The sequence below is a fragment of the Streptomyces sp. NPDC102406 genome (genome assembly GCF_044765725.1).
Classification (GTDB): domain Bacteria; phylum Actinomycetota; class Actinomycetes; order Streptomycetales; family Streptomycetaceae; genus Streptomyces.
Window position 1 is genome coordinate 962,142 of the sequence record NZ_JBIWKP010000001.1, and the last position, 26,987, is coordinate 989,128.

Annotated in this window: 25 protein-coding genes and 2 tRNA genes; 22 read left to right on the forward strand and 5 right to left on the reverse strand. The window is 71.1% G+C overall.

Translation table 11 applies throughout. The features are described from left to right. Positions 1–12: 12 nt before the first annotated feature. The 4 genes from ACIRF8_RS04460 to obgE all read left to right on the forward strand — a co-directional run bounded on the left by ACIRF8_RS04460 (position 13) and on the right by obgE (position 3,721). Complete coding sequence (locus tag ACIRF8_RS04460; protein ID WP_404210727.1) at positions 13–1,341, forward strand: phospholipase D-like domain-containing protein; 1,329 nt, start codon at positions 13–15, stop codon at positions 1,339–1,341. Positions 1,342–1,519: 178 nt separating this feature from the next. Beyond that, complete coding sequence (gene rplU, locus ACIRF8_RS04465; RefSeq protein WP_404210729.1) at positions 1,520–1,840, forward strand: 50S ribosomal protein L21; 321 nt, start codon at positions 1,520–1,522, stop codon at positions 1,838–1,840. Between the two features lie 16 nt (positions 1,841–1,856). Beyond that, complete coding sequence (rpmA, locus tag ACIRF8_RS04470; RefSeq protein ID WP_026245994.1) at positions 1,857–2,114, forward strand: 50S ribosomal protein L27; 258 nt, start codon at positions 1,857–1,859, stop codon at positions 2,112–2,114. 158 nt (positions 2,115–2,272) lie between these two features. After that, on the forward strand, positions 2,273–3,721 hold the full coding sequence (gene obgE / locus ACIRF8_RS04475) for a GTPase ObgE (RefSeq protein WP_404210731.1): 1,449 nt from the start codon (positions 2,273–2,275) through the stop codon (positions 3,719–3,721). A 101-nt stretch (positions 3,722–3,822) separates the two neighbouring features. Here the strand turns inward: obgE and ACIRF8_RS04480 are convergent, their stop codons facing one another. After that, positions 3,823–5,916 carry a hypothetical protein gene (locus tag ACIRF8_RS04480; RefSeq protein ID WP_404210733.1) on the reverse strand — a complete coding sequence of 698 codons (2,094 nt, stop codon included), beginning with the start codon at positions 5,914–5,916 and terminating at the stop codon, positions 3,823–3,825. Positions 5,917–6,272: 356 nt separating this feature from the next. On the opposite strand from ACIRF8_RS04480, the gene proB reads away from it, so the two are divergent. From proB to ACIRF8_RS04505, 5 genes are all read left to right on the forward strand, one after another. Next, a complete protein-coding gene (proB, locus tag ACIRF8_RS04485) occupies positions 6,273–7,376 on the forward strand; it encodes a glutamate 5-kinase (RefSeq protein ID WP_404212277.1) in 1,104 nt (367 codons plus the stop codon). Positions 7,377–7,543: 167 nt separating this feature from the next. Further along, the gene (locus ACIRF8_RS04490) at positions 7,544–8,020 is read left to right on the forward strand and encodes a hypothetical protein (protein ID WP_404210735.1); all 477 of its coding nucleotides are present in this window, start codon (positions 7,544–7,546) and stop codon (positions 8,018–8,020) included. Between the two features lie 127 nt (positions 8,021–8,147). Beyond that, entirely contained in the window at positions 8,148–9,437 is a 1,290-nt protein-coding gene (locus tag ACIRF8_RS04495) for a glutamate-5-semialdehyde dehydrogenase (RefSeq protein ID WP_404210737.1), read from the forward strand. Between the two features lie 40 nt (positions 9,438–9,477). Further along, on the forward strand, positions 9,478–10,122 hold the full coding sequence (locus tag ACIRF8_RS04500) for a hypothetical protein (RefSeq protein ID WP_404210739.1): 645 nt from the start codon (positions 9,478–9,480) through the stop codon (positions 10,120–10,122). 78 nt (positions 10,123–10,200) lie between these two features. Further along, the gene (locus ACIRF8_RS04505; RefSeq protein WP_404210741.1) at positions 10,201–11,283 is read left to right on the forward strand and encodes a hypothetical protein; all 1,083 of its coding nucleotides are present in this window, start codon (positions 10,201–10,203) and stop codon (positions 11,281–11,283) included. Positions 11,284–11,303: 20 nt separating this feature from the next. On the opposite strand, the gene ACIRF8_RS04510 is transcribed toward ACIRF8_RS04505, so the two are convergent. Continuing rightward, complete coding sequence (locus ACIRF8_RS04510; RefSeq protein WP_404210743.1) at positions 11,304–12,389, reverse strand: M48 family metallopeptidase; 1,086 nt, start codon at positions 12,387–12,389, stop codon at positions 11,304–11,306. A gap of 141 nt (positions 12,390–12,530) precedes the next feature. Here ACIRF8_RS04510 and ACIRF8_RS04515 point away from each other — a divergent pair, with 141 nt between their 5' ends. The 7 genes from ACIRF8_RS04515 to ACIRF8_RS04545 all read left to right on the forward strand — a co-directional run bounded on the left by ACIRF8_RS04515 (position 12,531) and on the right by ACIRF8_RS04545 (position 16,810). Continuing rightward, on the forward strand, positions 12,531–12,692 hold the full coding sequence (locus ACIRF8_RS04515; RefSeq protein ID WP_404210744.1) for a hypothetical protein: 162 nt from the start codon (positions 12,531–12,533) through the stop codon (positions 12,690–12,692). Positions 12,693–12,824: 132 nt separating this feature from the next. Further along, a complete protein-coding gene (locus ACIRF8_RS04520; RefSeq protein ID WP_404210746.1) occupies positions 12,825–12,989 on the forward strand; it encodes a hypothetical protein in 165 nt (54 codons plus the stop codon). Positions 12,990–13,034: 45 nt separating this feature from the next. Beyond that, positions 13,035–13,697, forward strand: coding sequence for a nicotinate-nucleotide adenylyltransferase (nadD, locus tag ACIRF8_RS04525; RefSeq protein ID WP_404210748.1), 663 nt, complete (start codon positions 13,035–13,037; stop codon positions 13,695–13,697). Between the two features lie 25 nt (positions 13,698–13,722). Then, on the forward strand, positions 13,723–15,387 hold the full coding sequence (locus tag ACIRF8_RS04530; RefSeq protein WP_404210749.1) for an LCP family protein: 1,665 nt from the start codon (positions 13,723–13,725) through the stop codon (positions 15,385–15,387). Between the two features lie 138 nt (positions 15,388–15,525). Further along, entirely contained in the window at positions 15,526–15,981 is a 456-nt protein-coding gene (rsfS, locus tag ACIRF8_RS04535) for a ribosome silencing factor (RefSeq protein ID WP_404210751.1), read from the forward strand. After that, positions 15,978–16,628: a histidine phosphatase family protein gene (locus ACIRF8_RS04540; protein ID WP_404210753.1), complete on the forward strand. Its 651-nt coding sequence runs from the start codon at positions 15,978–15,980 to the stop codon at positions 16,626–16,628. The genes rsfS and ACIRF8_RS04540 overlap by 4 nt, the downstream gene beginning before the upstream one ends. A 109-nt stretch (positions 16,629–16,737) precedes the next feature. Beyond that, positions 16,738–16,810 (forward strand) — tRNA-Ala (locus ACIRF8_RS04545). A gap of 23 nt (positions 16,811–16,833) precedes the next feature. On the opposite strand, the gene ACIRF8_RS04550 is transcribed toward ACIRF8_RS04545, so the two are convergent. After that, positions 16,834–17,763 (reverse strand): helix-turn-helix transcriptional regulator, encoded by a 930-nt coding sequence (locus tag ACIRF8_RS04550; RefSeq protein WP_404212279.1) that lies wholly within the window; start codon positions 17,761–17,763, stop codon positions 16,834–16,836. A 105-nt stretch (positions 17,764–17,868) separates the two neighbouring features. Here ACIRF8_RS04550 and ACIRF8_RS04555 point away from each other — a divergent pair, with 105 nt between their 5' ends. The 4 genes from ACIRF8_RS04555 (at position 17,869) to ACIRF8_RS04570 (ending at position 20,068) form a co-directional block, all read left to right on the forward strand. Then, a complete protein-coding gene (locus ACIRF8_RS04555; RefSeq protein WP_404210755.1) occupies positions 17,869–19,341 on the forward strand; it encodes an MFS transporter in 1,473 nt (490 codons plus the stop codon). Between the two features lie 88 nt (positions 19,342–19,429). Next, on the forward strand, positions 19,430–19,621 hold the full coding sequence (locus tag ACIRF8_RS04560; protein WP_404210757.1) for a hypothetical protein: 192 nt from the start codon (positions 19,430–19,432) through the stop codon (positions 19,619–19,621). A gap of 10 nt (positions 19,622–19,631) precedes the next feature. Beyond that, the gene (locus ACIRF8_RS04565; RefSeq protein WP_404210759.1) at positions 19,632–19,865 is read left to right on the forward strand and encodes a hypothetical protein; all 234 of its coding nucleotides are present in this window, start codon (positions 19,632–19,634) and stop codon (positions 19,863–19,865) included. Positions 19,866–19,995: 130 nt separating this feature from the next. Then, a tRNA-Ala gene (locus ACIRF8_RS04570) sits at positions 19,996–20,068 on the forward strand. A gap of 67 nt (positions 20,069–20,135) precedes the next feature. Here ACIRF8_RS04570 and ACIRF8_RS04575 read toward each other — a convergent pair. Together ACIRF8_RS04575 and ACIRF8_RS04580 are read right to left on the reverse strand one after the other, a co-directional pair. Next, positions 20,136–21,710: an NADH-ubiquinone oxidoreductase-F iron-sulfur binding region domain-containing protein gene (locus ACIRF8_RS04575; RefSeq protein WP_404210761.1), complete on the reverse strand. Its 1,575-nt coding sequence runs from the start codon at positions 21,708–21,710 to the stop codon at positions 20,136–20,138. Next, entirely contained in the window at positions 21,707–22,792 is a 1,086-nt protein-coding gene (locus tag ACIRF8_RS04580) for a cytochrome b/b6 domain-containing protein (protein WP_404210763.1), read from the reverse strand. The genes ACIRF8_RS04575 and ACIRF8_RS04580 overlap by 4 nt, the downstream gene beginning before the upstream one ends. A 477-nt stretch (positions 22,793–23,269) precedes the next feature. On the opposite strand from ACIRF8_RS04580, the gene leuS reads away from it, so the two are divergent. After that, entirely contained in the window at positions 23,270–26,167 is a 2,898-nt protein-coding gene (gene leuS / locus ACIRF8_RS04585) for a leucine--tRNA ligase (protein ID WP_404210765.1), read from the forward strand. A gap of 135 nt (positions 26,168–26,302) precedes the next feature. Beyond that, positions 26,303–26,986, forward strand: a complete 684-nt coding sequence (locus ACIRF8_RS04590; RefSeq protein WP_404210767.1) for a hypothetical protein — start codon at positions 26,303–26,305, stop codon at positions 26,984–26,986. The last annotated feature ends 1 nt before the right edge of the window (position 26,987 follow it).

Here is a 26,987-nt window from a genome sequence, read left to right on the forward strand (position 1 = left end):
GGGAGGGATGTCATGGCGCACGCGCGCCTCAGGGGTACCGGTCGGCACCGCGCCACTCGGCCGCCCAAGGTCGGACGCCAGGCGGTGGCGCTGGCCACCGTGCTCTCGGCGGCCGGACTCCAGGCAGGGCTCACGGCGGGCTCCGCGACCGCCGACGAGGTGCCCGTCTGGACCGAGGGGCCCATCTTCAACGACCCGCTGGGCACCACTCAGCAGCAGTACGCGATCCGTACGCGCCTGGTCGAGCTGACGAACGCGGCGCTGCCCGGCTCGTACATCAAGGTGGCCGTCTACCACGTCTGGGAGACCACCGTCTCTGACGCGCTCGTGGCCGCCAAGAACCGCGGCGTGCACGTGCAGATCGTGCTCGACTCCTCCAGCGTGCGGGACCGCCCGACCAACCCGGTCTACGAGCAGCTCAAGGCGGCCCTCGGCACCAGCAGGACCAGCCCGTCGTTCGTGACGCTGTGCCCCACCGACAAGTCGTGCCTGGGCGATCCCGCGTTCGGCAAGTCGATCATGCACAACAAGTTCTGGCTGTTCTCCGCCGTCCGGGGCGCCACCGACGTCGTCGTGCAGACCACGTCGAACTCGACCCCGTCCGCGAGCACGAAGTTCTTCAACGACGCCCTCCAGTTGCCGAACAACCGGGTCCTGTACGGGGCCTACTCGGACTACTTCGACGACATGGCGGCCAAGCTCTGGAAGGACTGGGACTACCGCACGGTCAGCAACGGCCACTACAAGGCGTACTTCTTCCCGCGGGCCGGCACGACCAACTCGACGGACACCCTGTACTCGGTGCTGAACAACGTCTCCTGCACCTACAAGGACGCCGCCGGTGTGAAGCGCAGCACCGTCGTACGCGCCGCGATCTTCCAGATCACCCGGCAGGCCGTCGCCGACAAGCTGGTCGCGCTGAAGAAGGCGGGCTGCACGGTCAGCATCGCGTACGCCTCCGCGGACGCCGGCACCTGGAAGGCGATGAACGCCACCGGTGCCCCGCCCGCGCGCTGCTACAACGACGACCGCGACCCGCTGCACCCGGGCACCAGGCTCGCGACGCCGTACATCGTCCACACCAAGTACGTACTGATCGACGGCGTGTACGACGGCGCGCGCAACAAGATCACGTTCACCGGTTCGCAGAACGCCTCGGGCCCGGCGCTGCGCGAGAACGACGAGGCGTACGTCAAGATCGACGACGACTCGGTGCACGACACCTACCGCACCCACTTCACCCGCGTGTGGAACGTCGCGTACCCGGGGGCGAACGACGACACGAACCTGTGCAAGGGCGTCAAGGTCCTGCCGCAGGACGGTGAGGCGAAGCCCGCCTGAGGGGCCGGTTTGACCCTGCTCCCGGCTGACCCGTAATCTTGACCGTCGGCGTGTCCATAGAGACGCCGCACTCCCGTAAACCCTTTTCCTCCGGGCGTACCCCTCAGGGCTCGCCTGGAGAGGCCGCCTCGTGCGGCTGGACTGCGGGGGTCCCGTTCCGAGCGAAAGAGAGATCCGCGTGTACGCCATCGTGCGCAGCGGTGGTCGCCAGCACAAGGTTGCTGTCGACGACATCGTTGAGGTTGACAAGATTCCCACCGCCAAGGTTGGCGACACCGTAGAGCTCTCTACGCTGCTCGTTGTCGACGGCGAGTCCGTGACCAGCGACCCGTGGGTCCTGGCCGGGATCAAGGTCCAGGCCGAGGTCGTGGACCACCACAAGGGCGCGAAGATCGACATCCTTCGCTACAAGAACAAGACCGGTTACCGCCGTCGTCAGGGCCACCGCCAGCAGTACACGGCGATCAAGGTCACTGAGATCCCCGCGGCTGCGAAGTAAGGGTAGGGACTGAGACATGGCACACAAGAAGGGCGCATCGTCCACTCGGAACGGGCGCGACTCCAATGCTCAGCGGCTCGGCGTGAAGCGCTTCGGCGGCCAGACCGTCAACGCCGGTGAGATCCTGGTCCGCCAGCGCGGCACCCACTTCCACCCGGGCAACGGTGTGGGTCGTGGCAAGGACGACACGCTGTTCGCGCTCGACGCCGGCGCGGTGGAGTTCGGTACCCACCGTGGCCGCAAGGTCGTGAACATCGTTCCGGTCGCCGCCTGACAGGCGTTCTGACCAGTTCTTTCGCGAGGCGGACCTCACTTCCCCTTTGGGGAAGCGGGTCCGCCTTTCGCGTGTTGTCAATGGATACAGCACGCTCTCATTGCATGCCCTTACAGCACGCAGCAGCAATTTCCGTAAGTTTCTGGAGGCACTGACCAATGACCACCTTCGTGGACCGCGTCGAACTGCATGTCGCCGCGGGTAGCGGGGGCCACGGCTGTGCCTCCGTCCACCGTGAGAAGTTCAAGCCGCTCGGCGGCCCGGACGGCGGCAACGGCGGCCGTGGCGGCGACGTCATCCTGGTCGTCGACCAGTCGGTGACGACGCTCCTCGACTACCACCACTCCCCGCACCGCAACGCCACCGCGGGCAAGCCCGGCGAAGGCGGCAACCGCTCGGGCAAGGACGGCGAGGACCTGATCCTGCCCGTCCCCGACGGCACCGTCGTCCTGGACAAGCAGGGCAACGTCCTCGCGGACCTCGTCGGTGAGGGCACGACCTTCATCGCCGCCCAGGGCGGCCGGGGCGGCCTCGGCAACGCGGCCCTCGCCTCGGCCCGCCGCAAGGCCCCCGGCTTCGCCCTCCTCGGCGTCCCCGGCGACCTGCGCGACGTCGTCCTGGAGCTCAAGACCGTCGCCGACGTCGCCCTGGTGGGCTACCCGAGCGCGGGGAAGTCCTCGCTCATCTCGGTGCTCTCGGCCGCCAAGCCGAAGATCGCCGACTACCCCTTCACGACGCTGGTCCCGAACCTCGGCGTCGTCACGGCCGGCGCGACGGTCTACACGATCGCCGACGTGCCCGGTCTGATCCCGGGCGCCAGCCAGGGCAAGGGCCTCGGCCTGGAGTTCCTGCGCCACGTCGAGCGCTGCTCGGTCCTCGTGCACGTCCTCGACACGGCGACCCTGGAGTCCGACCGCGACCCCGTCTCCGACCTCGACGTCATCGAGGCCGAGCTGCGCGAGTACGGCGCGGGCCTGGAGAACCGGCCGCGCCTGGTCGTCCTCAACAAGATCGACGTGCCCGACGGCAAGGACCTGGCCGAGATGGTCAAGCCCGACCTGGAGGCGCGCGGCTACCGCGTCTTCGAGGTGTCGGCCGTCGCCCACAAGGGGCTCAAGGAGCTGTCGTTCGCGCTGGCCGAGCTGGTGGCCGGGGCGCGCGCCGCGAAGCCGAAGGAGGAGGCGACCCGTATCGTCATCCGCCCGAAGGCCGTGGACGACTCCGGGTTCAGCGTCGTACGCGAGGACGTCGACGGGGAGCCCCTGTTCCGGGTGCGCGGCGAGAAGCCGGAGCGCTGGGTGCGCCAGACCGACTTCAACAACGACGAGGCCGTCGGTTACCTCGCCGACCGTCTCAGCCGCCTCGGCGTCGAGGACGAGCTGATGAAGGCGGGCGCCCGCAGCGGCGTCGGCGTCGCCATCGGCCCCGAGGACAACGCGGTCGTCTTCGACTGGGAGCCCACCATGATGGCGGGCGCCGAGATGCTCGGCCGCCGCGGCGAGGACCACCGCATGGAGGCGCCCCGCCCGGCCGCCCAGCGCCGCCGCGACCGGCAGGCGGAGCGGGACGAGGCGGAGCAGGAGTACGACGACTTCAAGCCCTTCTAGGGCGGGACCGTCGAGCCGTGGCCCGCGGCCACAGCGCATGAAGAAGGGCCCGGGAGGTTGCTCCTCCCGGGCCCTTTTCGCGTGCTCGCGCGCCGCGGACGCTACGCGTTGACGGCGTCCTCCGACTCGGGGGCGGCCTCCGCCGCCACCGCGTCGGCCACCTGCTCCTCGACGGTGTCCTCGCGCTGGGCGGGGATCTCCGCGTCGCCGCGCGCGGCCATCCGTACGCGGCGCTCGTCGGCGCGGGCGCACAGGGCGCGCACGGCCGCGTTGAAACGGTCGATGGAGGGCGGGTCCGAGGGGCCCAGAAGGTGTTCCTTCAGTTCGAGACGCGCCTCGGCGTGCGCGTCGTCGGCCTCGCCGCGCACGGCCGCGAGCAGGCCGGGCACGCCCTCCGCGTCGGGCGTCAGGATCGTCGCGGCGCCCACCGTCGGGAACCCGGAGCGGAAGTCCAGCTCCGAGAGGCCCGAGGTGTTGGCGACGGCGTACGGCTTCTCGCTGGCCAGCCAGTCGGAGACGACCGAGGAGACGTCGGAGATCAGCACGTCGGCCTGGTTGAAGCAGGTGAAGATCGCGGGGCGCGCCTCGGTGACGATCCGGTGCTCCCACTCGGGGAACGACGCCCAGTACGCCTGCTCCCAGGCCGCGGTCGCCTCGGCCACGGCGGCCTGCCGGCCCGCGGTCGGACGGCCCTGGAGCAGCATCTTCTCCATCTCGTCGGCGCTGGTGCGAAACGCGGTGGAGGTCAGCGTGTCCAGGGCCTCGGTGCGCCGGGCCAGCTCGGCGGCGGCCTCGGGGCCCGGCCGCTCGCCCGAGCGGCGGCTGTTGGCCTCGCGGATCATCGCCATGATGCGCTGGTTGGCGGCGCCCGCGGCCGGGATCTGCGAACCGGTCATCGGGTGCGGCTTGTAGATCAGGCGCACCCGGTCGTCGGCGAGCAGGTGCCGCACGATGTTCTCGCCGGCCAGGATCACGGAGGTGTTGCCGGGGTTGCCGTCCCAGCCCTCCCAGGTGGGGGCGTAGAGGACGGTCGTGTACGGGCCGTCGGCCGGGCCGGAGGAGGTCTTGATGGGGGAGAGCTGCGGGCGGCCCACCTCGACGACGTCCTTGTCCTCGACGCCGACGTCGGCGAGCTGGTAGCGGTCGCGGGCCGCGGGCCCCGCCACCCACACCTCGTCGTACGCCTTCGCGTACGGGTTGCAGGAGGAGAGCTTGTCGGACTCGCCGTGGTTGATGAACGCGTGCTTGATCGTCGGGATGCGCAGCACCTGCGAGGTCTTCGCCGCGTTCGCCGGGTGCAGCATCATCTTCAGCGTCGAGTTCTCCAGCGAGAACATCGTGGCGACCTTCGGGAAGCAGATGATCGGCACGTCGGTGGCGTCGATCTTGTTCACCATGAACCGCTCACGCAGCACGATCAGCGGCTTGCCGTCCACGTCGGCGAGGGTGGAGAGCCACATGTTGGCCTGGTACGCGGAGGTCGTGCCGCCGGAGAAGTACATGGCGACGGTCGGCTTGTAGTGCGCCAGCCAGTCGTCCAGCCACGCCATGACCTGCGCCTCGCCCAGCGCCCGCTTCCTCGGCAGCAGCCAGGTGGCCAGGTACAGCATGCCGCCGCCGAACAGGGCGAGGGAGAGGCCGATGCCGATGCCGCCCCAGAACGCGTGCGTGGTCGCGGCCGTGAGCAGCAGGCCCGCGGTGGCCGGGATCGAGAAGGTCAGCAGGCGGTGGCTGGAGCGGCGGGCCAGGATGCGCGGCGGGGCCGCGGACAGGCGCAGCGCCGAGGCGTCGATGTTGCGGGTGAGGATCGGCAGCGTACGGGTGCGGCGCACCAGGACCGCCGCGGCCTGGCAGCCGAAGTGCAGGACGTACACGGCCAGGAGCGCGAAGAGCAGGGGCGCCTGCTCGCCCATCGGGTCGATGCCGTCGATACGCAGCAGCCCGACGAAGATCAGCATGTCGCGCAGGAGCTGTCGCACGGTGACGTCGAAACGCACCTTGGTGAGCAGGGACAGCAGACCGGGCTGCTTGTACTGAAGGTACGTGTCGAGGGCGAGACCGGCAGCGCTGGAGGCGACGAAGACGGGGACGTGGGGGAGGGACGCGCTGACGAGCTGGGCCACATAGAGGGCGAGCATCGCGAGCAGCGCTGAGAGCTGCACGACGCGGCGCGGGGCAAGTCCGGCGGAGGGCACGGGCTGGGCTCCTGGCAGGGATCGGGAGAAGGTCAGAGGGGGTTCGGGGGCATCGGTCGGGGATCAGACGGCGCGTGGCCGTTGGGGGGCTGATCCACCTCGATGCCGTGATGACGCGATGAAAAGGCTGACCACTGACCGTATGACTTTCGGAGGTCCCGTAGCAATCCTCCGTGACGGCAATCACCCAATAAAGGGGCAAACGGCGTGAACCAGAGGGACCAATCGCCCATCCGGGGTTGACGCCGCGTGTTTGTTCGGCGGATGTCCGTCCCTCGAAACCCGGCAGCGTCCGCGTGGTCACGTCACGTAGATTGCGGAGCATGTCAGGGGCAACACGTACGGCACGGCAGGGCGTGGCGGAAGCGCGCCGGATCGTGGTCAAGGTCGGATCGTCATCGCTCACGACGGCCGCGGGGGGCCTGGACGCGGACCGCGTCGACGCCCTCGTGGACGTCCTGGCCAAGCAGCACGGCGGGGACAAGGAGATCGTCCTCGTCTCCTCGGGCGCCATCGCCGCCGGGCTCGCCCCGCTCGGCCTGGCCCGCCGCCCCAAGGACCTCGCCCGCCAGCAGGCCGCCGCCAGCGTCGGCCAGGGCCTCCTGGTCGCCCGCTACACCGCCTCCTTCGCGCGCTACGGCGTCCGCGTCGGCCAGATCCTCCTCACCAGCGACGACATGGCCCGCCGCAGCCACCACCGCAACGCCTCGCGCACCGTCGACCAGCTCCTCGCCATGGGCGCCCTCCCGGTCGTCAACGAGAACGACACGGTCGCCACCGACGAGATCCGCTTCGGCGACAACGACCGGCTCGCCGCCCTCGTCGCCCACCTCGTCCACGCCGACCTGCTCGTCCTCCTCTCCGACGTGGACGGCCTCTACGACGGCGACCCCAGCAAGCCCGGCACCTCCCGCATCGCCGAGGTGCGCGGCCCCGCCGACATCGCACACGTCAAGATCGGCAGCGCCGGGAAGGCGGGCGTCGGCACCGGCGGCATGGTCACCAAGGTCGAGGCCGCCTCCATCGCCGCCGCGGCCGGTATCCCCGTCGTCCTCACCAGCGCCAGCCACGCCGCCGACGCCCTCGCCGCCCGCGACACCGGCACCTACTTCCACCGCACGGGCCGGCGCAGCGCCGACCGGCTGCTCTGGCTCCAGCACGCGTCCACCCCGCAGGGCGCGCTCACCCTGGACGACGGCGCCGTACAGGCCGTGGTCGAGCGGCGTACGTCACTGCTTCCCGCCGGTATCGCGGCGGTGGAGGGCGAGTTCAGCGCGGGCGACCCGGTGGAGCTGCGGGACGTGCGCGGCCGGGCGGTCGCCCGCGGCCTGGTCAACTTCGACGCCAAGGAGATCCCCCGGCTGATCGGCCGCTCGACCCGGGAGCTCGCCCGCGACCTCGGACCCGCCTACGAACGGGAAGTCGTACACAGGGACGATCTGGTCCTCCTCCGGGCGTGATCCGCGACCGTCCGCCTTCGAAACCGTTGTGGAAACGGCCGAAAGCCTGCCACCCGCGGGGGACCTTCCGTAAAACCACCCCAAGACGTCTCGTGTCCTGCTCAACTCTTGATGAAGGCAGTTCACGCAGAGAAGTTCCGCACGACCATTGCGCAAAGGAGGCCGTCGTGAGACGAGCGCGCCCGGGGGCGACGCCCCGAGGGTCGGCGGAGCGAGCCCTGACCAGCGTGGCCGCCGGGGACGCGTACGAGGAGGAGGCCGCGGGCGACGCCCTGGCCGACGGCGGGGCGATGGCCGAGGAGGGCCCCCGCCTGTGGCACATCACGCTCAGCGTCTCGGGCGCCGAGGCCCCCCTCGCCGAGGTCAGGCGCGGCCTCGAACAACTCGCCCACGACCATCCCTTTCTGCTGACCAGCCGCTACGCGGTCGACCACGCGGAGATCCGCTACTGGGAAGAGGCCCGCGACCTGCACGACGCGGCGGCCGTCGCCCTGCGCCTGTGGGGCGAGCACCGCCAGACGTCCCGGCTGCCGCCCTGGGAGATCGTGGGCCTGGAGGTCATCGACCGCCAGACCTACCACCACCGCATCGCGGAGGGCTACGGCCCCCTCCCCGCGACCCCGGTAGGGGTACACCCGTTCTAGGGGCGTCCGGCAACCCCAGGGATCCGCCCGGCGGTTCCCGCCTGCCTCTTTTCGGCCATGTCTCACCATGTCTCACCCCCCGGAACAGGATCTGGACGCCCGGCCGTCCCCCGTTACGCTGCGGTGCATGACGTCGCCCTCGCTCAACCCGTACGACTCGATGACCCCGGTGACCCGGGCCGCCTACCGCGCCCGCGCCGCCGCCAACGACCTCGCCCCGCTGCCGCGCGCGGAGAAGGACGACGCGCTGGCGGCGATCGCCGACGCCCTCGAAGTGCGCACCGCGGAGATCGTCGAGGCCAACGCCGAGGACATCGCCCGCGCCCGTGAGGCCGGCACCAGCGAGTCCATCATCGACCGGCTGACCCTGACCCCCGAGCGGGTCCGCGCCATCGCCTCCGACGTGCGCGACGTCATCGCCCTGCCCGACCCGGTCGGCCAGGTCGTGCGCGGCAACACCCTCCCCAACGGCATCGACCTGCGCCAGGTCCGCGTCCCCCTCGGCGTGGTGGGCATCATCTACGAGGCCCGGCCCAACGTGACGGTCGACGCCGCCGCCCTCTGCCTCAAGTCGGGCAACGCCGTCCTCCTGCGCGGCAGCTCCTCCGCGTACGCCTCGAACACCGCACTCGTGCGCGTGCTCCGCGACGCCGTCGGCGGCAGCGGCCTGCCCGCCGACGCGATCCAGCTCGTCCCCGGCGAGAACCGCGACTCGGTCACCGAGCTGATGCGCGCCCGCGGCCTCGTCGACGTCCTCATCCCGCGCGGCGGCGCCGCCCTCATCAAGAACGTCGTGGAGAACTCGATCGTCCCCGTCATCGAGACGGGCACCGGCAACTGCCACGTCTACGTCGACGCCGACACGGACATCGACATGGCCGTCGACATCCTCGTCAACTCCAAGGCGCAGCGCCCCTCCGTCTGCAACGCCGCCGAGACCCTCCTCGTCCACCAGGACATCGCCGACGCGTTCGTGCCGCGCGCCCTGGACGCGCTCGCCGACGCGGGCGTCACCGTCCACGCCGACCCGCGGATCCTCGCCTACGCGGACCGCTCCAAGGCCACCGTCGTCGAGGCGACCCACGAGGACTGGGAGACCGAGTACCTCTCGTACGACATCGCCGCCGCCGTCGTCGACGACCTCGACAAGGCCGTCGAACACATCCGGCTGTGGTCCTCCGGGCACACCGAGGCCATCGTCACCACCTCGCAGGCGGCAGCGCGCCGCTTCACTCAACTGGTGGACTCCACGACCGTCGCGGTCAACGCCTCCACGCGCTTCACCGACGGCGGCCAGTTCGGCTTCGGCGCCGAGATCGGCATCTCCACGCAGAAGCTGCACGCCCGGGGCCCCATGGGCCTGCCGGAACTGACCAGCACCAAGTACATCGTCACGGGCGACGGCCACACCCGTTAAGCAGCGACTTGTGGGGGAATCCCCGTACCGTCTGCCCAAAATGACCCCTCCGGTCTACTCTGGACGAGTGCCGGAGGACGTGGGGGGCGCGCCGTTCCCGGACGGCTGGGAGCCCGAGGACGACCAGGACCGCGGGGGCTGGGACGAAGAGTTCGCCTCCGTGGTCCTCGACGAGGACTTCGTGAAGGCCGCCGAGGTCCATGAGCCCACCGCGGTCGAGCGACTGCTCGCCGCGGCCCAGGCGCGCGCCGAGGCCCAGGAGGCCGAGTCCCGCAGAGCGCGCACTCGCCGAGCCACCGACAACACCGACAACACCGACAGCACCGACGACTTCTATGGGGACGGCGGCGACGGTCACGGGCTGGGCGGGGTGCCCGGTTTCGGCCGCGTGCCCCACGACGCCGACGGCCTCTACGAGGAGGAGCTCGAGCGGGACGGCAGGGCGGGGCAGCATTCGCTCCTGGTCCGCTGGCGCAGGCCCGTCGCCTGGGCGCTCGCCCTGCTCATGGGCGTCGGCATGGTCGCCCTCGCCTTCACGGCCGTCTACCGGGGCGCCTCCTCGGGCCGCCAGGAGCGGGTGCCACCGCCCGCGACGACGGAGCTGGAGAAAGGCGTGTCGGGCCCGCCCTCCGCCTCCGCGGACTACTCCCGGCCTGCGGTTTCCGCGGTCCCGCGCACCCGCTGAGCGACCGCGCGCGCCGTCGCCGGAAGTTGTCCCGCACCGGGGCGTTTACCGGCGCCTTCGAGGACCTAATCTGAAGGTATGGGCGGCCCAGGAGACCCACCGGAGGGCCCACCGGAAGGTGGCCCCGTCGGGGGCGGCGGAAGCGAGGACGAGTACCGGTCCGTCGTCTTCGACGAATCGTTCGTCCGCGCTGCCCGCCTCCAGGAGTTCTCCGCGCGGGAGCGGATCACCGACCACGCGCCCGCCGTGCGCCGCACCCCCGCGCTGCGCCGCGGCCTCTCGCGCCAGGCCGTCATCCTCGTCGTCCTCATCGTCATCGCCTTCGGCACCGCGGTCTACATGGGCGTCCGCAGCCCGTACCGCACGACCCCCCTCGCCCGGCACACCGAGCCGCTGCGGATGACCGTGATCCCGCTCGCCCCGGCCGCGGCGGTCCCCGGCTCCGCCGACACCGCCGAGCTGTACGAGCACAGCCCGGCCGCCCGGTTCCGGATCGCCGCCGACGGCATCACGCTGCCGCCGGACGTCCGGCGCACCGCGCACTTCTCCGACAGCCAGGTCGTCACCGCGCTGAGCACCGCCAAGGACTACCTCGTCGACTCCTCGCTCGACCCCGAGGTGCTCACCGGGGGAGCGGTCCGGCCCGTCCGCATGCTCGTCGCCCCGCGCCAGCTCGACCAGTTCGACCAGAGCTTCGACCGGCCGGCCGTCGACGGGCGGCACGCGGCGACCGGCTGGCTCGTCCGCTTCGACCCGGCGCGGGCCGAGCTCGCCGACCCCCACATCCGCGTCCAGGGCACGCTGCACGCCGCCGAGACCGACACGGACACCCTCGAAGTGACCTCCGACCACACGTTCGTGTACGCGCTGCGTGCCGCGGAGGCCGCCGGCACCGCACGGGCCTCCCTGTTCACGGTCCGCCGCGAGCTGCACTTCCGCTTCGACCGCGAGGACCTGCGCAACCACCAGGCCGAACTGCTCGTGTCCTACGTCCAGGCCGGGCCGCTCTCCTGCTCCGACGACCTCGCCGAGCACCTGCGTCCGCTGCTCGCGGGCCGGACAGCCGCGAAGGACGGCCCGGCGGGCACCGACCCGTACGCGACGGGCGGTGCGACCGCGCTGTGCGGCGCGCTCGCACCGAGCGCCCAGCCGTCCGTCTGACGCGGGAACCGGCGCCGGGATCAGCTCTCGGGCGTGTCCTGGGGGCCGCGGTCGCCGGTGCCGCCGTTGCCGTTCCCGAAGCCGCCGAAGCCGCGCCGCACCCGGCCGCCGAGGTCGCCCGCGCCGCCCGCGATGTCGCTGACCAGCTTCATCAGCGGGTCCTTGGAGTTCTTGACGTGGTCCGAGTAGTGCGCGGCCGACTCACGGAACGAGTCGGTCACCGAGGTCTCCTTGTCCTCCGTGCGGCGCGGGTAGTGCCCGTCCATCAGCCGCTGGAAGTCGCGGGACGCCGCCCACTTCTTCAGCTCCGCCGCACGGACCGTCGTGAACGGGTGGGAGCGCGGCATCACGTTGAGGATCTTCAGGACGGAGTCGCGCAGGTCGCCCCCGGCCTCGTACTCCTCGGCCTGCTTGAGGAACGCGTCCACGTTCATCTCGTGCAGGTGGTTACCGCCGGCGATCTTCATGAGGCCGCGCATGGAGGCCTCCAGGTCCTGGCCGACCAGCAGACCGGCGCGGTCCGCGGACAGTTCGGACTTGCGGAACCACTCGCGCAGCGCCGTCACGATCGCCATGATCGCGAGGTTGCCGAGCGGGATCCACGCCACGCGCAGCGCGAGGCTGGTCAGGAACAGCAGTATCGTCCGGTAGACCGAGTGCCCGGACAGCGCGTGGCCCACCTCGTGGCCGACGACCGCCCGCATCTCCTCCTCGTCCAGCAACTCCACCAGGCCGGTGGTGACGACGATGATCGGCTCGTCGAGGCCGATGCACATCGCGTTCGGCTGCGGGTCCTGATTGACGTACATCGGCGGGACCTTCTCCAGGTCCAGGATGCGACAGGCGTCCAGCAGCATGGCGTTGAGGTGCGTGAACTGCTCGTCCGACACGCGCACGGAGTCCGACAGGAACAGCAGGCGCAGGCTGCGCTCCGGGAGCAGGCCGCTCAGCGCCTTGAAGACGGTGTCGAAGCCGGTGAGCTTGCGCAGCGCCACGAGGGCCGAGCGGTCCGCCGGGTGCTCGTACGCCCGCGAGGAGATCCCGGGGAAGCTCCTGCGCTGCCTGCTGGGTACGTTCTCGTGCTGCTCGTTCGGTACGTCGGGCATGCGGCCCCCCATGTCGATGGCATGTCGATGTCACTCGATGATGCTGACGTCGTTCGATGATGCTCGGTTGTGCCCCCAAGGTGGGATCCACATTAGGCGGAGATACCGTGACGGGGCAGCACACAGAAGGAGCGAACCGTCATGGATCACCACACCGGCGCCGCCGGACTCGGGCCCGTCGTCCACGCCGCCGCGGCCGACCAGGGCCCCGGCAACCTGTTGCGCATCGTGCTGGTCGTCGCCCTGCTCGGCGCCGTCTTCCTGGCCTGGTTCCTGCTGCGCGGCTACAAGCGCGACGACTGACCCGGGTCGTGGGACCGTACGAGCGCTCCCGGAGCCCGTACGGCAGAGTCGGCGTGAGCGCCGTGAGAGCCCCCGCTTACGATGGGCGGGAAGTCTTTATCCCGATCCCACACCGGATAGGTCCTGCTGAAGATGAGCCTCCACAGCCCCGTTGCCAAGCTGGCCACTCTCGCTGCCGAGGGCGGCGAGCACGGCGGCAATCACGAGAGCATCAGCCCCCTCATGACGGGCGGTGCCGCCCTCGTCATCCTGCTTCTCATGCTGTGGATCGTCACCCGCTTCAACCGCGACCGCTGAACCGGGGCGCGGAGCACCCGGATCGGGCCAGTAGGCTCTGCACGCATGGGAGCGCAGGACATGCCTACCGGCCCGGTCAACAGCCCGGCCGGCGGCCCGGACCGAGAGCGGGACTCACCCGCCAAGCGGCGCCTCGGCGTCATGGGCGGAACGTTCGACCCGATCCACCACGGACACCTGGTGGCGGCCAGTGAGGTCGCCGCACAGTTCCACCTCGACGAGGTGGTCTTCGTGCCGACCGGAAAGCCGTGGCAGAAGAGCGACAAGAAGGTGTCCCCCGCCGAGGACCGCTATCTGATGACGGTCATCGCGACGGCCGAGAACCCGCAGTTCTCCGTCAGCCGCATCGACCTCGACCGCGGTGGCCCCACGTACACCACGGACACGCTGCGTGATCTGCGGGCGCTCAACCCGGAGACGGACCTCTTCTTCATCACGGGCGCCGACGCCCTCGGCCAGATCCTCACCTGGCGATACACCGAAGAACTGTTCTCCCTGGCACACTTCATCGGCGTCACCCGGCCCGGCCACACACTCACCGACCCGGGCCTGCCCGAGGGCGGTGTCTCGCTCGTCGAGGTGCCGGCCCTCGCGATCTCGTCCACGGACTGCCGGGACAGGGTCGCCAAGGGGGACCCCATCTGGTACATGGTGCCGGACGGTGTGGTCCGCTACATCGACAAACGCCGGCTGTACCGAGGCGAATGACCCTGCACCGCCGAGAGGGGCATCGGTGAACGACCGCTACGACGGTTACGACCAGCGCGACGATCCGTATGAGCTGGTCGGCTACGACGAGTTCGGGCAGCCGGTGTACCGGCAGGTCCAGCAGGCGCCGTCGTACGAGCAGAACACGGCCGGTCCCGCGTACGGATACGGCTACGACCCGTACGCGACCGGGCAGCAGCCACCGGCGCCACCGGCTCCGCCGCAGCAGCAGGCGTACTCCTACGATCCGTACGGCACCGGCGTCCACGACCCGTACGGGCAGGCGGTGGTGGACCAGCAGGCCTATCAGCAGCAGACCGAGCAGGCCACCGCCTACATCCCGCAGCAGGCCCCGCCGCCGCAGGAGCAGGACCTGCCGGACCCGCAGGGCTCTCAGGGCTCTCAGGGCTCTCAGGGCTCTCAGGACCGGGATTACCGCACCGAGCAGTTCTCCTTCGTGGAGGAGCCGGACGAGAACTCCGAAGACGTCATCGACTGGCTGAAGTTCACCGAGTCGCGCAGCGAGCGGCGCGAGGAGGCCAGGCGGCGAGGCCGCAACCGGGTCGTCGCCCTCGTCGTCGTCCTCGCCCTGTGCCTGGTCGGCGGCGTCGGCTACCTCTGGTACGCCGACAAGCTGCCGTTCCTCTCCAAGGACGACGCGAAGACGGGCGGCGCCGCCGCGACAGGCCCGCAGAACCGCGACGTCATCGTCGTCCACCTGCACAACACCAAGGGCGGCAGCACGTCGTCTGCGCTCCTCGTCAACAACACCACGACGAAACAGGGCACCACCGTCCTGCTGCCCAACTCCCTCGCCCTGACCGGCGACGACGGCACCGCCACCACCCTCGGCAAGTCCGTCGACGACGACGGTTCCTCCGGGACGAGCGGCGCCATCGACACCCTGCTCGGCACCGACGTCGAGGGCACCTGGCGGCTCGACACCCCCTACCTCAACAACCTCGTCGAACTCGTCGGCAACATCGAGATCGACACCGACACCGACGTGCCCGACCCGGCCAAGAAGGGCACCACCCTCGTCCACAAGGGCGAGGCCCAGACCCTCAGCGGTCCGATGGCCGTCGCGTACGCCACCTACCGCGCCAAGGGCGAGGCCGAGACGGCCCAGCTCATGCGGTTCGGGCAGGTCATGCAGGGCGTGCTGCGCAAACTGTCGTCCGACCCGCAGGCGGCGACGGTCACCGTGCAGACGCTCGCCCAGATCCTCGACCCGTCGCTGACCGAGAAGGATCTCGGCGCCTTCCTCGCCAAGCTCGCCGACCGCGCCAAGGAGGGCGACTACAAGACCGCCTTGCTGCCGGTCCAGCAGAACGGCACCCTCTCCGAGGCGGCCTCGGACTCCGTCGTGAAGGACGTCCTCGGCGGCACCGTCAAGGCCCCCGCCCAGGGCGACTCGCTGCGCGTCGCCATCAAGAACGCCACCGGCGACGGGGACCGCACCGAGAAGGCCCGCGTCGCCCTGGTCAACGGCGGCTACACCTTCGTCTCGGGCGGCACCGGGGCCTCGGTGGCCGCGTCCCAGGTCACCTACGGCGACGACGCCCGCAAGCAGGACGCCGTCGAGGTCGCCAAGACGCTCAACCTGCCGGCCTCGGCGGTGCGCAAGAGCAAGGCCGCCGCCAACGCCGACGTGTCCGTCGTCCTCGGCCAGGACTACACCGGCAAGTGACCCTCCCGGCGGCCCCGCGACCGTGCGGTCCGGGGCCGCCGGGAACACCGTGAGGTCCACCGGCGGTCCGTGAGACCCTTGAGCTACCCCCGCCAGCGATATCCCGGGGGATTCTGACCGCCGACGGAAAGCCTTGTAGTGACCGCCACTGACCGTTCCCTAGAGCTCATCACCGTTGCCGCCCAGGCGGCAGCGGACAAGCTCGCGCACGACATCATCGCCTACGACGTCAGCGATGTGCTGTCCATCACGGACGCCTTCCTGCTCGCCTCCGCGCCCAACGACCGCCAGGTCAAGTCGATCGTCGACGAGATCGAGGAGCGCCTGAACAAGGAGCTCGGCACCAAGCCGGTCCGCCGTGAGGGCGACCGCGACGCCCGCTGGATCCTGCTCGACTACGTCGACATCGTCGTCCACGTCCAGCACAGCGAGGAGCGCGTCTTCTACGCCCTGGAGCGTCTGTGGAAGGACTGCCCCGAGCTGGAGCTGCCCGCCGACGCCAAGGCCACCCGCGGCAAGGGCGCGGAGCACCAGCGCGAGCAGGCCGCGGCCGAAGCGGAGGACATCCGCGAATTCGGCGGTGAGGTGCTTTGACCAGTGGCTCCCACCGGGGCCGCCGGGTCATCCTGTGGCGCCACGGCCAGACGGCGTGGAACCTGGAGCGCCGCTTCCAGGGCACCACGGACATCGAGCTGACCGAGACCGGTGTCGCCCAGGCCCGCCGCGCCGCCCGGCTCCTGGCCTCGCTGAAGCCGGACGCCGTCGTCGCCTCCGACCTCAAGCGGGCCGCGGCCACCGCCGCCGAGCTGACCGCCCTGACCGGCCTCGACGTCGCGTACGACGAGGGTCTGCGCGAGACGTACGCCGGTAAGTGGCAGGGCCTCACGCACGACGAGATCATCGCCCGGTACGGCGAGCAGTACGCCGCGTGGAAGCGCGGCGAGCCGGTCCGCCGCGGCGGCGGTGAACTGGAGACCGAGGTCGCCGACCGCGCCGCCCCCGTCGTGCTGCGGCACGCGGACAAGCTGCCGGACAACGGCCTGCTCGTCGTGGTGAGCCACGGCGGCACCATCCGCACCACCATCGGCCGCCTCCTGGGTCTGGAGTCCTCGCACTGGGAGGGACTGGGGGGACTGTCGAACTGCTGCTGGTCCGTCCTCGGCGAGGGCGCGCGCGGCTGGCGGCTGCTCGAACACAACGCGGGCACGCTGCCGGAGCCGGTCCTCGGCGACGACGACTGATCGGGTCCCCGCGGGCCGCGGGGACCGGATTTCACTTTCGGGCAGGTCGCAAGCTAAAGTTCTTCTTGTTCGGGCCGCCGGGGAAAATCCGGAGGGAAGAACGCGGCAAGGGGCTATAGCTCAGTTGGTAGAGCGCCTGCATGGCATGCAGGAGGTCAGGAGTTCAATTCTCCTTAGCTCCACAGGAAAGGAAGATCCCGTCCCGTCAGGGGCGGGATCTTTCGTTGTCCGCACGCAGTTTTCCCAGGAGCGCGCGGGTCTCCTCGTCCACCGGTGAGTAGACGACGATCCGGCACTCCGGCATGTTGTCGATCCTCAGCGACGTCGATGCCATGCGCAGCTCGCCGCCGAGCGCCTGGTGGCGGAACGTCTTGATGTACTGCCCGGGCGGCGCGACGTTCCCGCTGCGCCACAGCTCGGCGAAGTAGTCACTGGCCTCGGACAGGTCACGGATGAACTCCTCCCAGGCGGGCTCGCCCACATGGCGTCCGTACGCCGAGCGCAGGATCCCCACCATCACGGGCAGCTCGCTCTCGCGGAACAGCAGCGGACACATCCCCTCCGGGGTGACGAAGAGAGTCCACATGGCATTGGCGACCCGTCCTGTCCCCGGCTCCCTCAGATCCGGCGGGACCTGGAAGAGCAGGCGGTACCCGCGGTTCGTGGCCAACAGGTCGTACCGCGCGTTGTAGACGACCGCCGGAAGCGGGTCGAGGGCGTCCAGGATGCCCTGCACATCGGCCGCGACCGTCTGCCCGGCGGCCTCCGGCACGGACGCGAACGGCACACCCGCCAACTGGTACAGATGCTCCCGCTCCGGCCGGTCGAGCCGCAGCGTGCGCGCCACCGCGTCCAGGACCTGGGGCGAGGCGTTGATGGGGCGGCCCTGCTCCAGCCATGTGTACCAGGTGACGCCGACGCCCGAGAGCTGCGCGACCTCCTCGCGGCGCAGCCCGGGTGTGCGCCTGCGCGGGCCCGGCGGCATGCCGACGTCCTGGGGCGTGACTCTGGCGCGGCGGCCGCGCAGGAAGGCGGCCAGCTCGGGCCTGCGCCGGTCGGCCGCCCGCCCCGCCGGATGCCCTGTCGTACGTCCCGCTGTGTGCTCCGTCGTGGCCATCGTCGTCACGTCCCCCATCGTGTGCGCCGGGCCCCGCGCCCCGGAAGGCACGTGCCGGGTGTTGCCGGTACCAGCATCGGCGGGCTCTCGTCACCCGGAACCGGACGGCGTCAGGCTCCAGGCATGACGACAACCGTCCCGGAAAGTCCGCGATCCCCAACTCCCGGATCCAGTAAAGCCCCTGGCACTGACAACGGCACCACGACCGGTCGCGGGCGCCTGCTCGCGGTGGTCCTGACCGCCCAGTTCATGGCCGTCCTCGACGTGTTCATCGTGAACGTCGCCGCCCCCACGCTGCGCACCGAACTCCACGCGTCCGGCGCCGCGTTGCAACTGGTCATCGCCGGATACACGATCACGTACGCCGTACTGCTGATCACCGGAGCGCGCCTCGGCGACCTCTTCGGGCATCGCCGGGCCGTGCTCGGCGGACTCGCCGTGTTCACCGCGGCCTCCCTCGCCTGCGGACTGGCGCAGAGCAGCGGCCAGTTGATCGCGTTCCGCCTGGTGCAGGGCGCGGGGTCGGCACTGATGATCCCGCAGGTCCTCAGCCTCATCCAGCGCCACTTCACCGGCGACTCCCGCGCCCGGGCGCTCGGCGCCTACGCGGCGGTCCTCGCCGTGGGTGCCGCGGCCGGACAGGTGCTCGGCGGCGTACTGGTCAGCGCGGACCTCCTCGGCACCGGCTGGCGCGCGGTGTTCCTGGTCAACGTGCCCGTCGGCCTGGGCCTGCTCGCCCTCGGCCGGCGCGAACTGCCCCGCGGCGGCGGGCGCCGGGGCGCCGGAGCCCGGCCGCTCGACCTGCCGGGACTCGTCCTGCTCGGCGGCGCCGTCTGCCTGCTCACCGTGCCGCTCGTGCTCGGCCAGGAGGAGGGCTGGCCGCTGTGGTCCTGGCTGTGCCTGGCCGGGGCCGCCCTGGCCTTCGCCCTGTTCTGCGCCTACGAGGCCGCTCTGGCCCGGCGCGGCGGCGCGCCGCTGATCGCGCCCAAGCTGCTGGGCCTGCCCGGCATCGGCCTGGCCGTCCTCCGGATCCTCGCGGCGATGGCCGTCAACGCCGGGTACCTCTTCGCCCTGACCCTGCACATTCAGACCGGCCTCGGCTACAGCGCGCTGCGCGCCGGGCTCACGTTCGCGCCGACCGCCGTGGCCTTCGGCGCGGTCGGCCTGACCTGGCGGCGCTGGCCCGCGCGGTGGCAACCGGCCCTGATCCCGGTCGGGTTCGTGCTCGCGGCGGCCGGGGCGCTCGGCACCGGCCTCGCCCTGCGCGGCGGAGGCGACGGCGGACTCCGGCTCTACGCCTCGTTCGTCGCGATCGGCGCCGGGCTCTCGCTCGCCTTCAGCCCGACGCTCACGCGCGCGTTGGCGACCGTGCGGCCCGAGGAGGCGGCCGACGCCAGCGGACTGCTCGCCACAGTGACGCAACTCGGTCAACTCATCGGTGTCGCCGCCTTCGGGGCACTTTTCCTCCACCGCTTTGAGACAACCGGGGCCTCAGGGGCGTACCACTCCGCGGACGCGCTCTTGATATGTGCTTCCGCGCTGGCCGGAGCGGCTCTCCTGGGCGCCGTATCCGGACTGGTACGCGGGCGTCGCTGACCGTATTGCCACGGCCGTGGCAGAATCGGACGGCCGGAAGAGGGCTGCGTCCGATCGACGAAGACGGCCCGACGGGAGGGAGTGGGCGATGCCCTTGAGCATCATCGAGGAGGCCGACCGCCTCCTCGGCGTGGCAATGCCGTCCGCCGACTCCCGGTCCTCGTCCCGCTCTGTTCTTCTCGACTGTCCGTCCTGCGGCTCCCTCCACGTCGCCCAGATGCTGGGCGACAACGGCGGGATCTCGTACGTGTGCACGGCCTGCGGCCACTGCTGGAGCTGAGCGGATCGACATGGGTGCACACAGGAGAAAGTGCGACTGGTGCGGCAGCGGTACGCCCATCGTGCGCGACATGGAGCCGGTCAACCCGGACTTCCAGTACTGGTGCGAGGAGTGCGCGCGGGCACTGATCATAAAAGGCGACCCGATCGAGACGTACCGGGAGCTGGAGGGCGAACCGATCTACGGCCGCCTCCTCGACGAGCACTGCACCCTCAAACGGTTCTACTCGTTCGCCACGGCCTGACGCGGTATCCCGCCTTTTTCCGCCCAGAGCGGGTCAGACGGGAAACGATTTGGTGGAGCACCTGGGTGACCGTGTAATGTTGGCGTCGCCGCCCGGGAAACCGACAGGGAGACCGGGCGGAGCGTTGCAAGGGGCTATAGCTCAGTTGGTAGAGCGCCTGCATGGCATGCAGGAGGTCAGGAGTTCAATTCTCCTTAGCTCCACAAGAGTTGAAAGCGGGCCATCCGATCGGATGGCCCGCTTTCGTCTGTTCCGGCACCCGGCTTTCGGCTACCTGCGGGTGCGGCTGCGGCCCGGAGGGAGCGCGGGCGGGAGCACGGGCCTGGCCGGCAGCGCCGCCGCGTCCTCCTCCAGGCGCAGGGCCAGCGCGGGACAGCGCCGCACGGCGCGGACGGAGTTCGCCTCCGAGTAGCGCGGCACCGCCGCGTCGGCGACCGCCGGGAAGCCGTCCGGGCCGAGCTGGATCAGCTCCGGCACGATGTCCGCGCACAGCCCGTGGCCCTGGCAGAGGGTCCAGTCGACGGCGAGCCGCTTGCCGCTGGGCGCCGCGGTCGCCGGTGCCTCCGCGTGCAGCGGCAGCACCCCGCGGACCGGGCGGCCGCACCCGGCGCCCAGGACGTGCGCCGCCAGGTCGTCCGTGAACGCGGAGATCGTCGACTCGATGAACGCCGCCGAACCGTCGGGGTGCTTGCACGCCCCGCGCCGCTTCACCGCCCGGGTCACCTCGCGCAGCGCCTCCAGGGCGGTGGGCCCGCCGCCGTTCAGGACGTCCTCCAGGCCGCGCGCCGCCGCGGGCAGGCCCAGGTAGCAGGGCCCGCACTGGCCCGCGCTCTCCGAGGCGAGCCACTGCGCCACCTTCAGGGACTCGCCGAGCGGGCAGGTCTCCGGGCCGATCGGCAGGATCGCGCCCGCCCCCAGAGCGCCGCCGCACGCCTCCAGGGAGGCCCGGGAGACGATGGCGTCCTGCGCGCCGACCCCGTCCAGCCACTTGCCGTGGTAGCCGCCGGTGAGGACGCCCTGGGGGAGCGGGGGAGCGCCCGCGAGCTGGAGGACGTAGCGCAGGGGGACGCCGGAGGGCACCTCCAGGACCATGGGGCGCGTGACGGCGCCGGAGAGCGTCAGCAGGACGGTGCCCGGCTCGTCGTGCAGGCCGGTGCGGCAGTAGCGCTCCGGTCCCGTGCGGGCGGCGACGGCGAGCTGGGCGAACGTCTCCGCGTTCGACAGGAGCGTAGGAGCGCCGCCCACCCCGGTGTCGGACGCCCGCACCTTGCGGCCCGGCGGCATCGGCGGGCCCCCGTCGGCCGAGCGGATCAGGGCGGAGGACTCGCCGGTGACCATGCGTACCGGATTGCGCTGCACGCGCGCGCGTAGCGGGGAGTTCCGCCGGTTGGTCAGGCCCCGTTCGGCGAGGGCCGCCTGCATGGAGGCCTCCGTGGAGTCGCGGGTCACGCCCACGACCAGGGTGCGCGCGCCGAGCGCCTCGGCGACCAGGAGGGCGCCGTCGAGGATCAGGTGGGGCGCCCGGTTGATCAGCACGGTGTCCTTGCGGCAGGCGGGCTCGTCCTCGCTGCCGTTGACGACGACCACGGGGCGTACCCCGCGCCGGATCGCCGACTCGGCGACCGCGCGCAGCTTCTTGGCGAAGGGGAACCCGGCGCCGCCCCGGCCGCGCAGCGACACCGCCTGGGCCAGCCGTGCGAGCGATTCGCCCGCCATGGGTTCCAGCGGGCCGTGCACCTTGAGGTGCATGTCGAGGTCGAGTCGCTCCACGAGGTCGAACCCCGAGGTGAGCTGGGGGAGGCCGACGACGCGGACCTCGGGGACGTCGGGCAGCGCCGTGTTCACTGCGTGCCTCCGTAGGGCGTGGTCCAGGGCTCACCCGACGAAGGGGCCTGGAAGGGGCCGGGGAGCGGTTCGGTGGGTGATGCGGGGCCCGCCGTGGGGACGCCGCCGTAAGGCGTGTCGTAGGTCGGGCCGTAGGACGAGTGGGGGGCCTCGGCCGGGGGCGGCGGCGACGGGGCTGGCCAGCGCTGGGCGGGCTCCTCGTAGGAGGGCTCACCGTAGGAGGGCTGGGCGTACGAGGGCGGCGCGTAGGCGGCCTGCGGAGAGGCGGCCTGGCCGTATGCGGGCGGTGCGGGGGCGGGCCGCGGGGGTGGGTCGGCGTAGGAGGGCGAGGAGACGGCGCGGTAGGCGGCCGCGAAGCCGACTCCGGCCGGGGCCGGTGAGGAGCGGCGCGGGGCCTTTGTGACCGGCAGCGGCTGCTCGGGCGCCTCCCGGGCGAGGTCACGGGGCGGGCGCGGGCCCCGGTCCAGGAAGGCGAGGACGCGGGCGGCGACCTTGCGTTTGACCGACCGGGGCGCCGCCCGCAGGCCCACCGCCCCGGCGACCGCGAGCAGGCACAGGCAGTACAGGACCACCACGTACGTCTTGGGTGGCCGTCCCGCGTACAGGCCGTGCAGCAGGGCCGTGCACCATGCCGGGTAGGCCAGCATGTGCGTCGCCCGCCAGCGCGCGGCGAGGCCGGCCGGGGAGGCCATGGAGCTGCGCAGGGCGCCCGTGACGCCGGTGGCCACCATGAGGAGCCCGGCGAGCACGCCGAGGCCGATCAGCCCGCTGCTGCCGGTGACGCCCGTCCCGAAGGGGACCAGCGCCTCGATGAGCGACACGTGGGCCAGCGCCACCTTCACGCTGACGTGGAGCAGCAGGAAGCCGAGCGAGGCGACCGCGGTGGCGCGGTGGACGCCCTGGGCGAGCAAACGCTGCCTGGAGGTCAGGAACAGCCGGTCCGACGCGACCAGGCCCCATGCGACGGACGCCGTGAGGGAGACCAGGCAGAGCACGCCCGTGGTGAAGTCGAGCGCCGCCCGGAAAGCGTCGCTCCCTGTGACCACGACCAAGGGTATGAGCAGCAGGACCGCCGCGCTCATCACCCCCGTTCTCGCGCGGCGGTTGTGACCGGTGGGGCGTGAACTCCGAAGTGAACGTGGAGAGTTCGAAGTGTGAGGGGTTCGGGGGTTCATGGGGGCGACTCCGAATGGTTCGGCACAGTGGACCCACAGCCCGCACTGTAGGTCGGCGCATACCAGCCAGTACGAGGTTTGAGTTATCTCGTCGTTATCTAGAGGTGGGCCGGTATGTGCGTTGCCCCGATAGCGGCCGGTACGCGGAGTAACCGTTGGCCATAGGTCGGGCGGCGGGGAAGCCCGTCGCGACCCCCGTGAGGGCTGCGGTACCCTGACGCCATGCGTGCCGTATGCCTTCTGCTTAGTGAGCCGCGCTGATCAGTCCCGACCCGCCTTTGCGCGTGTGGTCGGAATCGGCGCGGCATCCCCTCCTGTGCGAGGGGCTTTTTCATTTCCGAGCACTGGCCGCCGGCAGAGACGATCGATGGAGCTTTGAGGATCATGAGCGAGACGAACACCGCCGCCGCTTCCGAGGCGGCGGTCGCGCCGCACCGCTACACGGCGGCCATGGCCGCCGACATCGAGGCACGCTGGCAGGACTTCTGGGACGCCCACGGCACCTACGAGGCGCCCAACCCCACCGGTGACCTGGCCGGCGACCCGGAGGTCGCCGCCCGGCCCAAGAAGTTCGTCATGGACATGTTCCCGTACCCCTCGGGGGCGGGCCTGCACGTCGGCCACCCGCTGGGCTACATCGCCACGGACGTCTACGCGCGCTTCCAGCGCATGACCGGGCACAACGTGCTGCACACCCTGGGCTTCGACGCGTTCGGCCTGCCGGCCGAGCAGTACGCCGTGCAGACGGGCACCCACCCGCGCACGTCGACCGAGGCCAACATGGAGAACATGAAGGCGCAACTGCGCCGCCTGGGTCTCGGCCACGACAAGCGCCGGTCGTTCGCCACGATCGACCCGGAGTACTACAAGTGGACGCAGTGGATCTTCCTGCAGATCTTCAACTCCTGGTACGACGACGAGCTGCACAAGGCCCGCCCGATCGCGGACCTGGTCGCCCAGTTCGAGTCCGGTGAGCGCGCCGTCGACGGCGGCCGTTCCTGGGCCGAGCTGAGCGAGGCCGAGCGGGCCGACGTCCTGAGCGGCTACCGCCTGGCGTACGCCTCCGACGCGCCCGTCAACTGGGCGCCGGGCCTCGGCACCGTCCTCGCCAACGAGGAGGTCACCGCCGACGGTCGCTCCGAGCGCGGAAACTTCCCCGTCTTCAAGGCGAAGCTGCGCCAGTGGAACATGCGCATCACCGCCTACGCCGACCGCCTGCTCGACGACCTGGACGGCCTGGACTGGCCCGAGGCGATCAAGTTGCAGCAGCGCAACTGGATCGGCCGCTCCGAGGGCGCGCGCATCGACTTCCCGGTCGGCGCCGAGGGCGCCATCACCGTCTTCTCGACCCGCCAGGACACCCTGTTCGGCGCCACCTACATGGTGCTGGCGCCCGAGCACGAGATGGTCGACCGGATCGTCCCGGCCGCCTGGCCCGAGGGCACCCACGACGTGTGGACGGGCGGCCACGCGACGCCCGCCGAGGCCGTCGCCGCGTACCGCAAGCAGGCCGCCGCGAAGTCCGACGTCGAGCGCCAGGCGGAGGCCAAGGACAAGACCGGCGTCTTCACGGGTACGTACGCGACCAACCCGGTCAGCGGCGAGCAGGTCCCCGTCTTCATCGCCGACTACGTGCTGATGGGCTACGGCACCGGCGCGATCATGGCCGTCCCCGCGCACGACACCCGCGACTTCGCCTTCGCCCGCGCCTTCGAACTGCCGATGCGCTGCGTCGTCGAACCGTCGGACGACCGCGGCACCGACCCCGCCACCTGGGAGGACGCGTTCGTCGCGTACGAGGCGAAGCTGGTCAACTCCACGAGCGAGGCCATCAGCCTGGACGGCCTCGGTGTCGCCGACGCCAAGGCGCGGATGACCGAGTGGCTGGAGCGCGAGGGCGTCGGCCACGGCACCGTGAACTTCCGGCTGCGCGACTGGCTGTTCAGCCGGCAGCGCTACTGGGGCGAGCCCTTCCCGATCGTCTACGACGAGGACGGCGTCGCCCACGCGCTGCCCGAGTCGATGCTGCCGCTGGAACTGCCCGAGGTCGAGGACTACAGCCCGCGCACGTTCGACCCGGACGACGCCGACACCCAGCCCGAGACGCCGCTGTCGCGCAACGAGGACTGGGTCAATGTCACCCTGGACCTGGGCGACGGCAAGGGCCCGCGAAAGTTCCGCCGCGAGACCAACACCATGCCCAACTGGGCGGGCTCCTGCTGGTACGAGCTGCGCTACCTGGACCCGCACAACAGCGAGAAGCTGGTCGACCCGGACATCGAGCAGTACTGGATGGGCCCCCGCGACTCCATGCCCACCGGCGGCGTCGACCTGTACGTGGGCGGCGCGGAGCACGCCGTGCTGCACCTGCTGTACGCGCGCTTCTGGTCGAAGGTGCTGTTCGACCTGGGCCACATCTCGTCCGCCGAGCCGTTCCACAAGCTGTTCAACCAGGGCATGATCCAGGCCTACGTCTACCGGGACGCGCGCGGGATCGCCGTACCGGCGGCCGAGGTGGAGGAGCGCGACGGCGCCTACTACTTCGAGGGCGAGAAGGTCACGCGCCTGCTGGGCAAGATGGGCAAGTCCCTGAAGAACGCGGTCACGCCCGACGAGATCTGCGCCGAGTACGGCGCGGACACGCTGCGCCTCTACGAGATGGCGATGGGCCCCCTGGACGTGTCGCGGCCGTGGGACACGCGCGCGGTGGTCGGCCAGTTCCGCCTGCTCCAGCGCCTGTGGCGCAACATCGTCGACGAGGCGACCGGCGAGGTCACCGTGGTCGACGTCCCCGAGGCGGACATCGACGTGGCCACCCTGCGCGCCCTGCACAAGGCGATCGACGGCGTCCGCGGCGACCTGGAGGGCATGCGCTTCAACACCGCCATCGCCAAGGTCACCGAGCTGAACAACCACCTGGTCAAGTCGTACGCGGGCGCCGCGCTGCCGCGTTCGGTGGCCGAGCGCCTGGTGCTGCTGGTCGCGCCGCTGGCCCCGCACGTCGCCGAGGAGCTGTGGCGCAAGCTGGGCCGCACCGACTCGGTCGTCCACCAGGACTTCCCGGTCGCCGACCCGCAGTACGTCGTCGACGAGACCGTGACCTGCGTCGTCCAGATCAAGGGCAAGGTCAGGGCGCGCCTGGAGGTCTCCCCGTCCATCTCGGACGAGGAGCTGGAGAAGGTGGCCCTGGGCGACGAGAGGGTCGTCGCGGCGCTCGACGGCGCCGGTATCCGCAAGGTCATCGTGCGGGCACCCAAGCTGGTGAACATCGTGCCTGCGTAGCGCACTCGGGGTTGTTCCCTACGGGCAGGTTGGGGGTTCCGATGGAACCTCCGGCCTGCCCGCTCCGTTTACGGTGGAGAGGCGGGACGACGGACAACGGGCCGACGCACGAATCGACCGAATCGGAGGAGCGCCGTGGAAGCTGTGCTCGTGATCGTGGCGCTGATCTTCATCTTGTGCGTCGTGCTCGGTGCGTACGCGACGGTGAAGGTGGTCGGCGCGGCCAAGCGCGGCGTGGACCGCACGGTCGGGCAGGCCCGGCGGGCGGTGGAGGACACCACCCTGCGGGCCAGGTCCTTCGCGCAGCCCGGCACGGCGAGCGAGCTGGCGCACCTGCGGCTCAAGCTGCGCACGTCCATGCGGGCCACCCAGGACTCCCTGCACGCGCGCGTGAGCGACGACCCCTCGCTCAAGGAGTCCCTCGGCCTCTTCCAGCGCCTGAGCGCGCACGGGCACGAGCTGGACGACGAACTCAAGCGCCTGGAGAGCGAACCCGACAAGGCGCACGTGCGGAGCCTGCTGCCGCAGATGAAGGCGCGTACGGAACAGATCACGGCGTCCGCCGACGCCTTGCGGCACGCGGCCCGGGACCGGGCCGACCGCTTCGCGGGCGACGACCTGGACGCGCTCAGCGCGCAGATCGACCTGGAGGCCGGGGCGTTGCGCCACTGGACGACACCGGACGCCGCACCGACCGCTCCGCCCGCCGCCGAGGGCACGGGCCCGGTCCAGGAGCCCGCGCGGCCCGCGATCACACCGCCCGGGGTGCGGCCGGTGTACGCGTGGCAGAAGAAGCCCCGCCCCGAGAGCACGACCTGAG

Bases quoted from the DNA above. Each gene is read 5' to 3' on its own strand.
- ACIRF8_RS04460 (WP_404210727.1), top strand. From the start codon at position 13: ATGGCGCACGCGCGCCTCAGGGGTACCGGTCGGCACCGCGCCACTCGG.
- rpmA (WP_026245994.1), top strand. From the start codon at position 1,857: ATGGCACACAAGAAGGGCGCATCGTCCACTCGGAACGGGCGCGACTCC.
- obgE (WP_404210731.1), top strand. From the start codon at position 2,273: ATGACCACCTTCGTGGACCGCGTCGAACTGCATGTCGCCGCGGGTAGC.
- ACIRF8_RS04495 (WP_404210737.1), top strand. From the start codon at position 8,148: ATGACGTCGCCCTCGCTCAACCCGTACGACTCGATGACCCCGGTGACC.
- ACIRF8_RS04500 (WP_404210739.1), top strand. From the start codon at position 9,478: ATGACCCCTCCGGTCTACTCTGGACGAGTGCCGGAGGACGTGGGGGGC.
- ACIRF8_RS04505 (WP_404210741.1), top strand. From the start codon at position 10,201: ATGGGCGGCCCAGGAGACCCACCGGAGGGCCCACCGGAAGGTGGCCCC.
- ACIRF8_RS04510 (WP_404210743.1), bottom strand. From the start codon at position 12,389: ATGCCCGACGTACCGAACGAGCAGCACGAGAACGTACCCAGCAGGCAG.
- ACIRF8_RS04515 (WP_404210744.1), top strand. From the start codon at position 12,531: ATGGATCACCACACCGGCGCCGCCGGACTCGGGCCCGTCGTCCACGCC.
- ACIRF8_RS04520 (WP_404210746.1), top strand. From the start codon at position 12,825: ATGAGCCTCCACAGCCCCGTTGCCAAGCTGGCCACTCTCGCTGCCGAG.
- nadD (WP_404210748.1), top strand. From the start codon at position 13,035: ATGGGAGCGCAGGACATGCCTACCGGCCCGGTCAACAGCCCGGCCGGC.
- ACIRF8_RS04550 (WP_404212279.1), bottom strand. From the start codon at position 17,763: ATGGGGGACGTGACGACGATGGCCACGACGGAGCACACAGCGGGACGT.
- ACIRF8_RS04555 (WP_404210755.1), top strand. From the start codon at position 17,869: ATGACGACAACCGTCCCGGAAAGTCCGCGATCCCCAACTCCCGGATCC.
- ACIRF8_RS04560 (WP_404210757.1), top strand. From the start codon at position 19,430: ATGCCCTTGAGCATCATCGAGGAGGCCGACCGCCTCCTCGGCGTGGCA.
- ACIRF8_RS04565 (WP_404210759.1), top strand. From the start codon at position 19,632: ATGGGTGCACACAGGAGAAAGTGCGACTGGTGCGGCAGCGGTACGCCC.
- ACIRF8_RS04580 (WP_404210763.1), bottom strand. From the start codon at position 22,792: ATGAGCGCGGCGGTCCTGCTGCTCATACCCTTGGTCGTGGTCACAGGG.
- leuS (WP_404210765.1), top strand. From the start codon at position 23,270: ATGAGCGAGACGAACACCGCCGCCGCTTCCGAGGCGGCGGTCGCGCCG.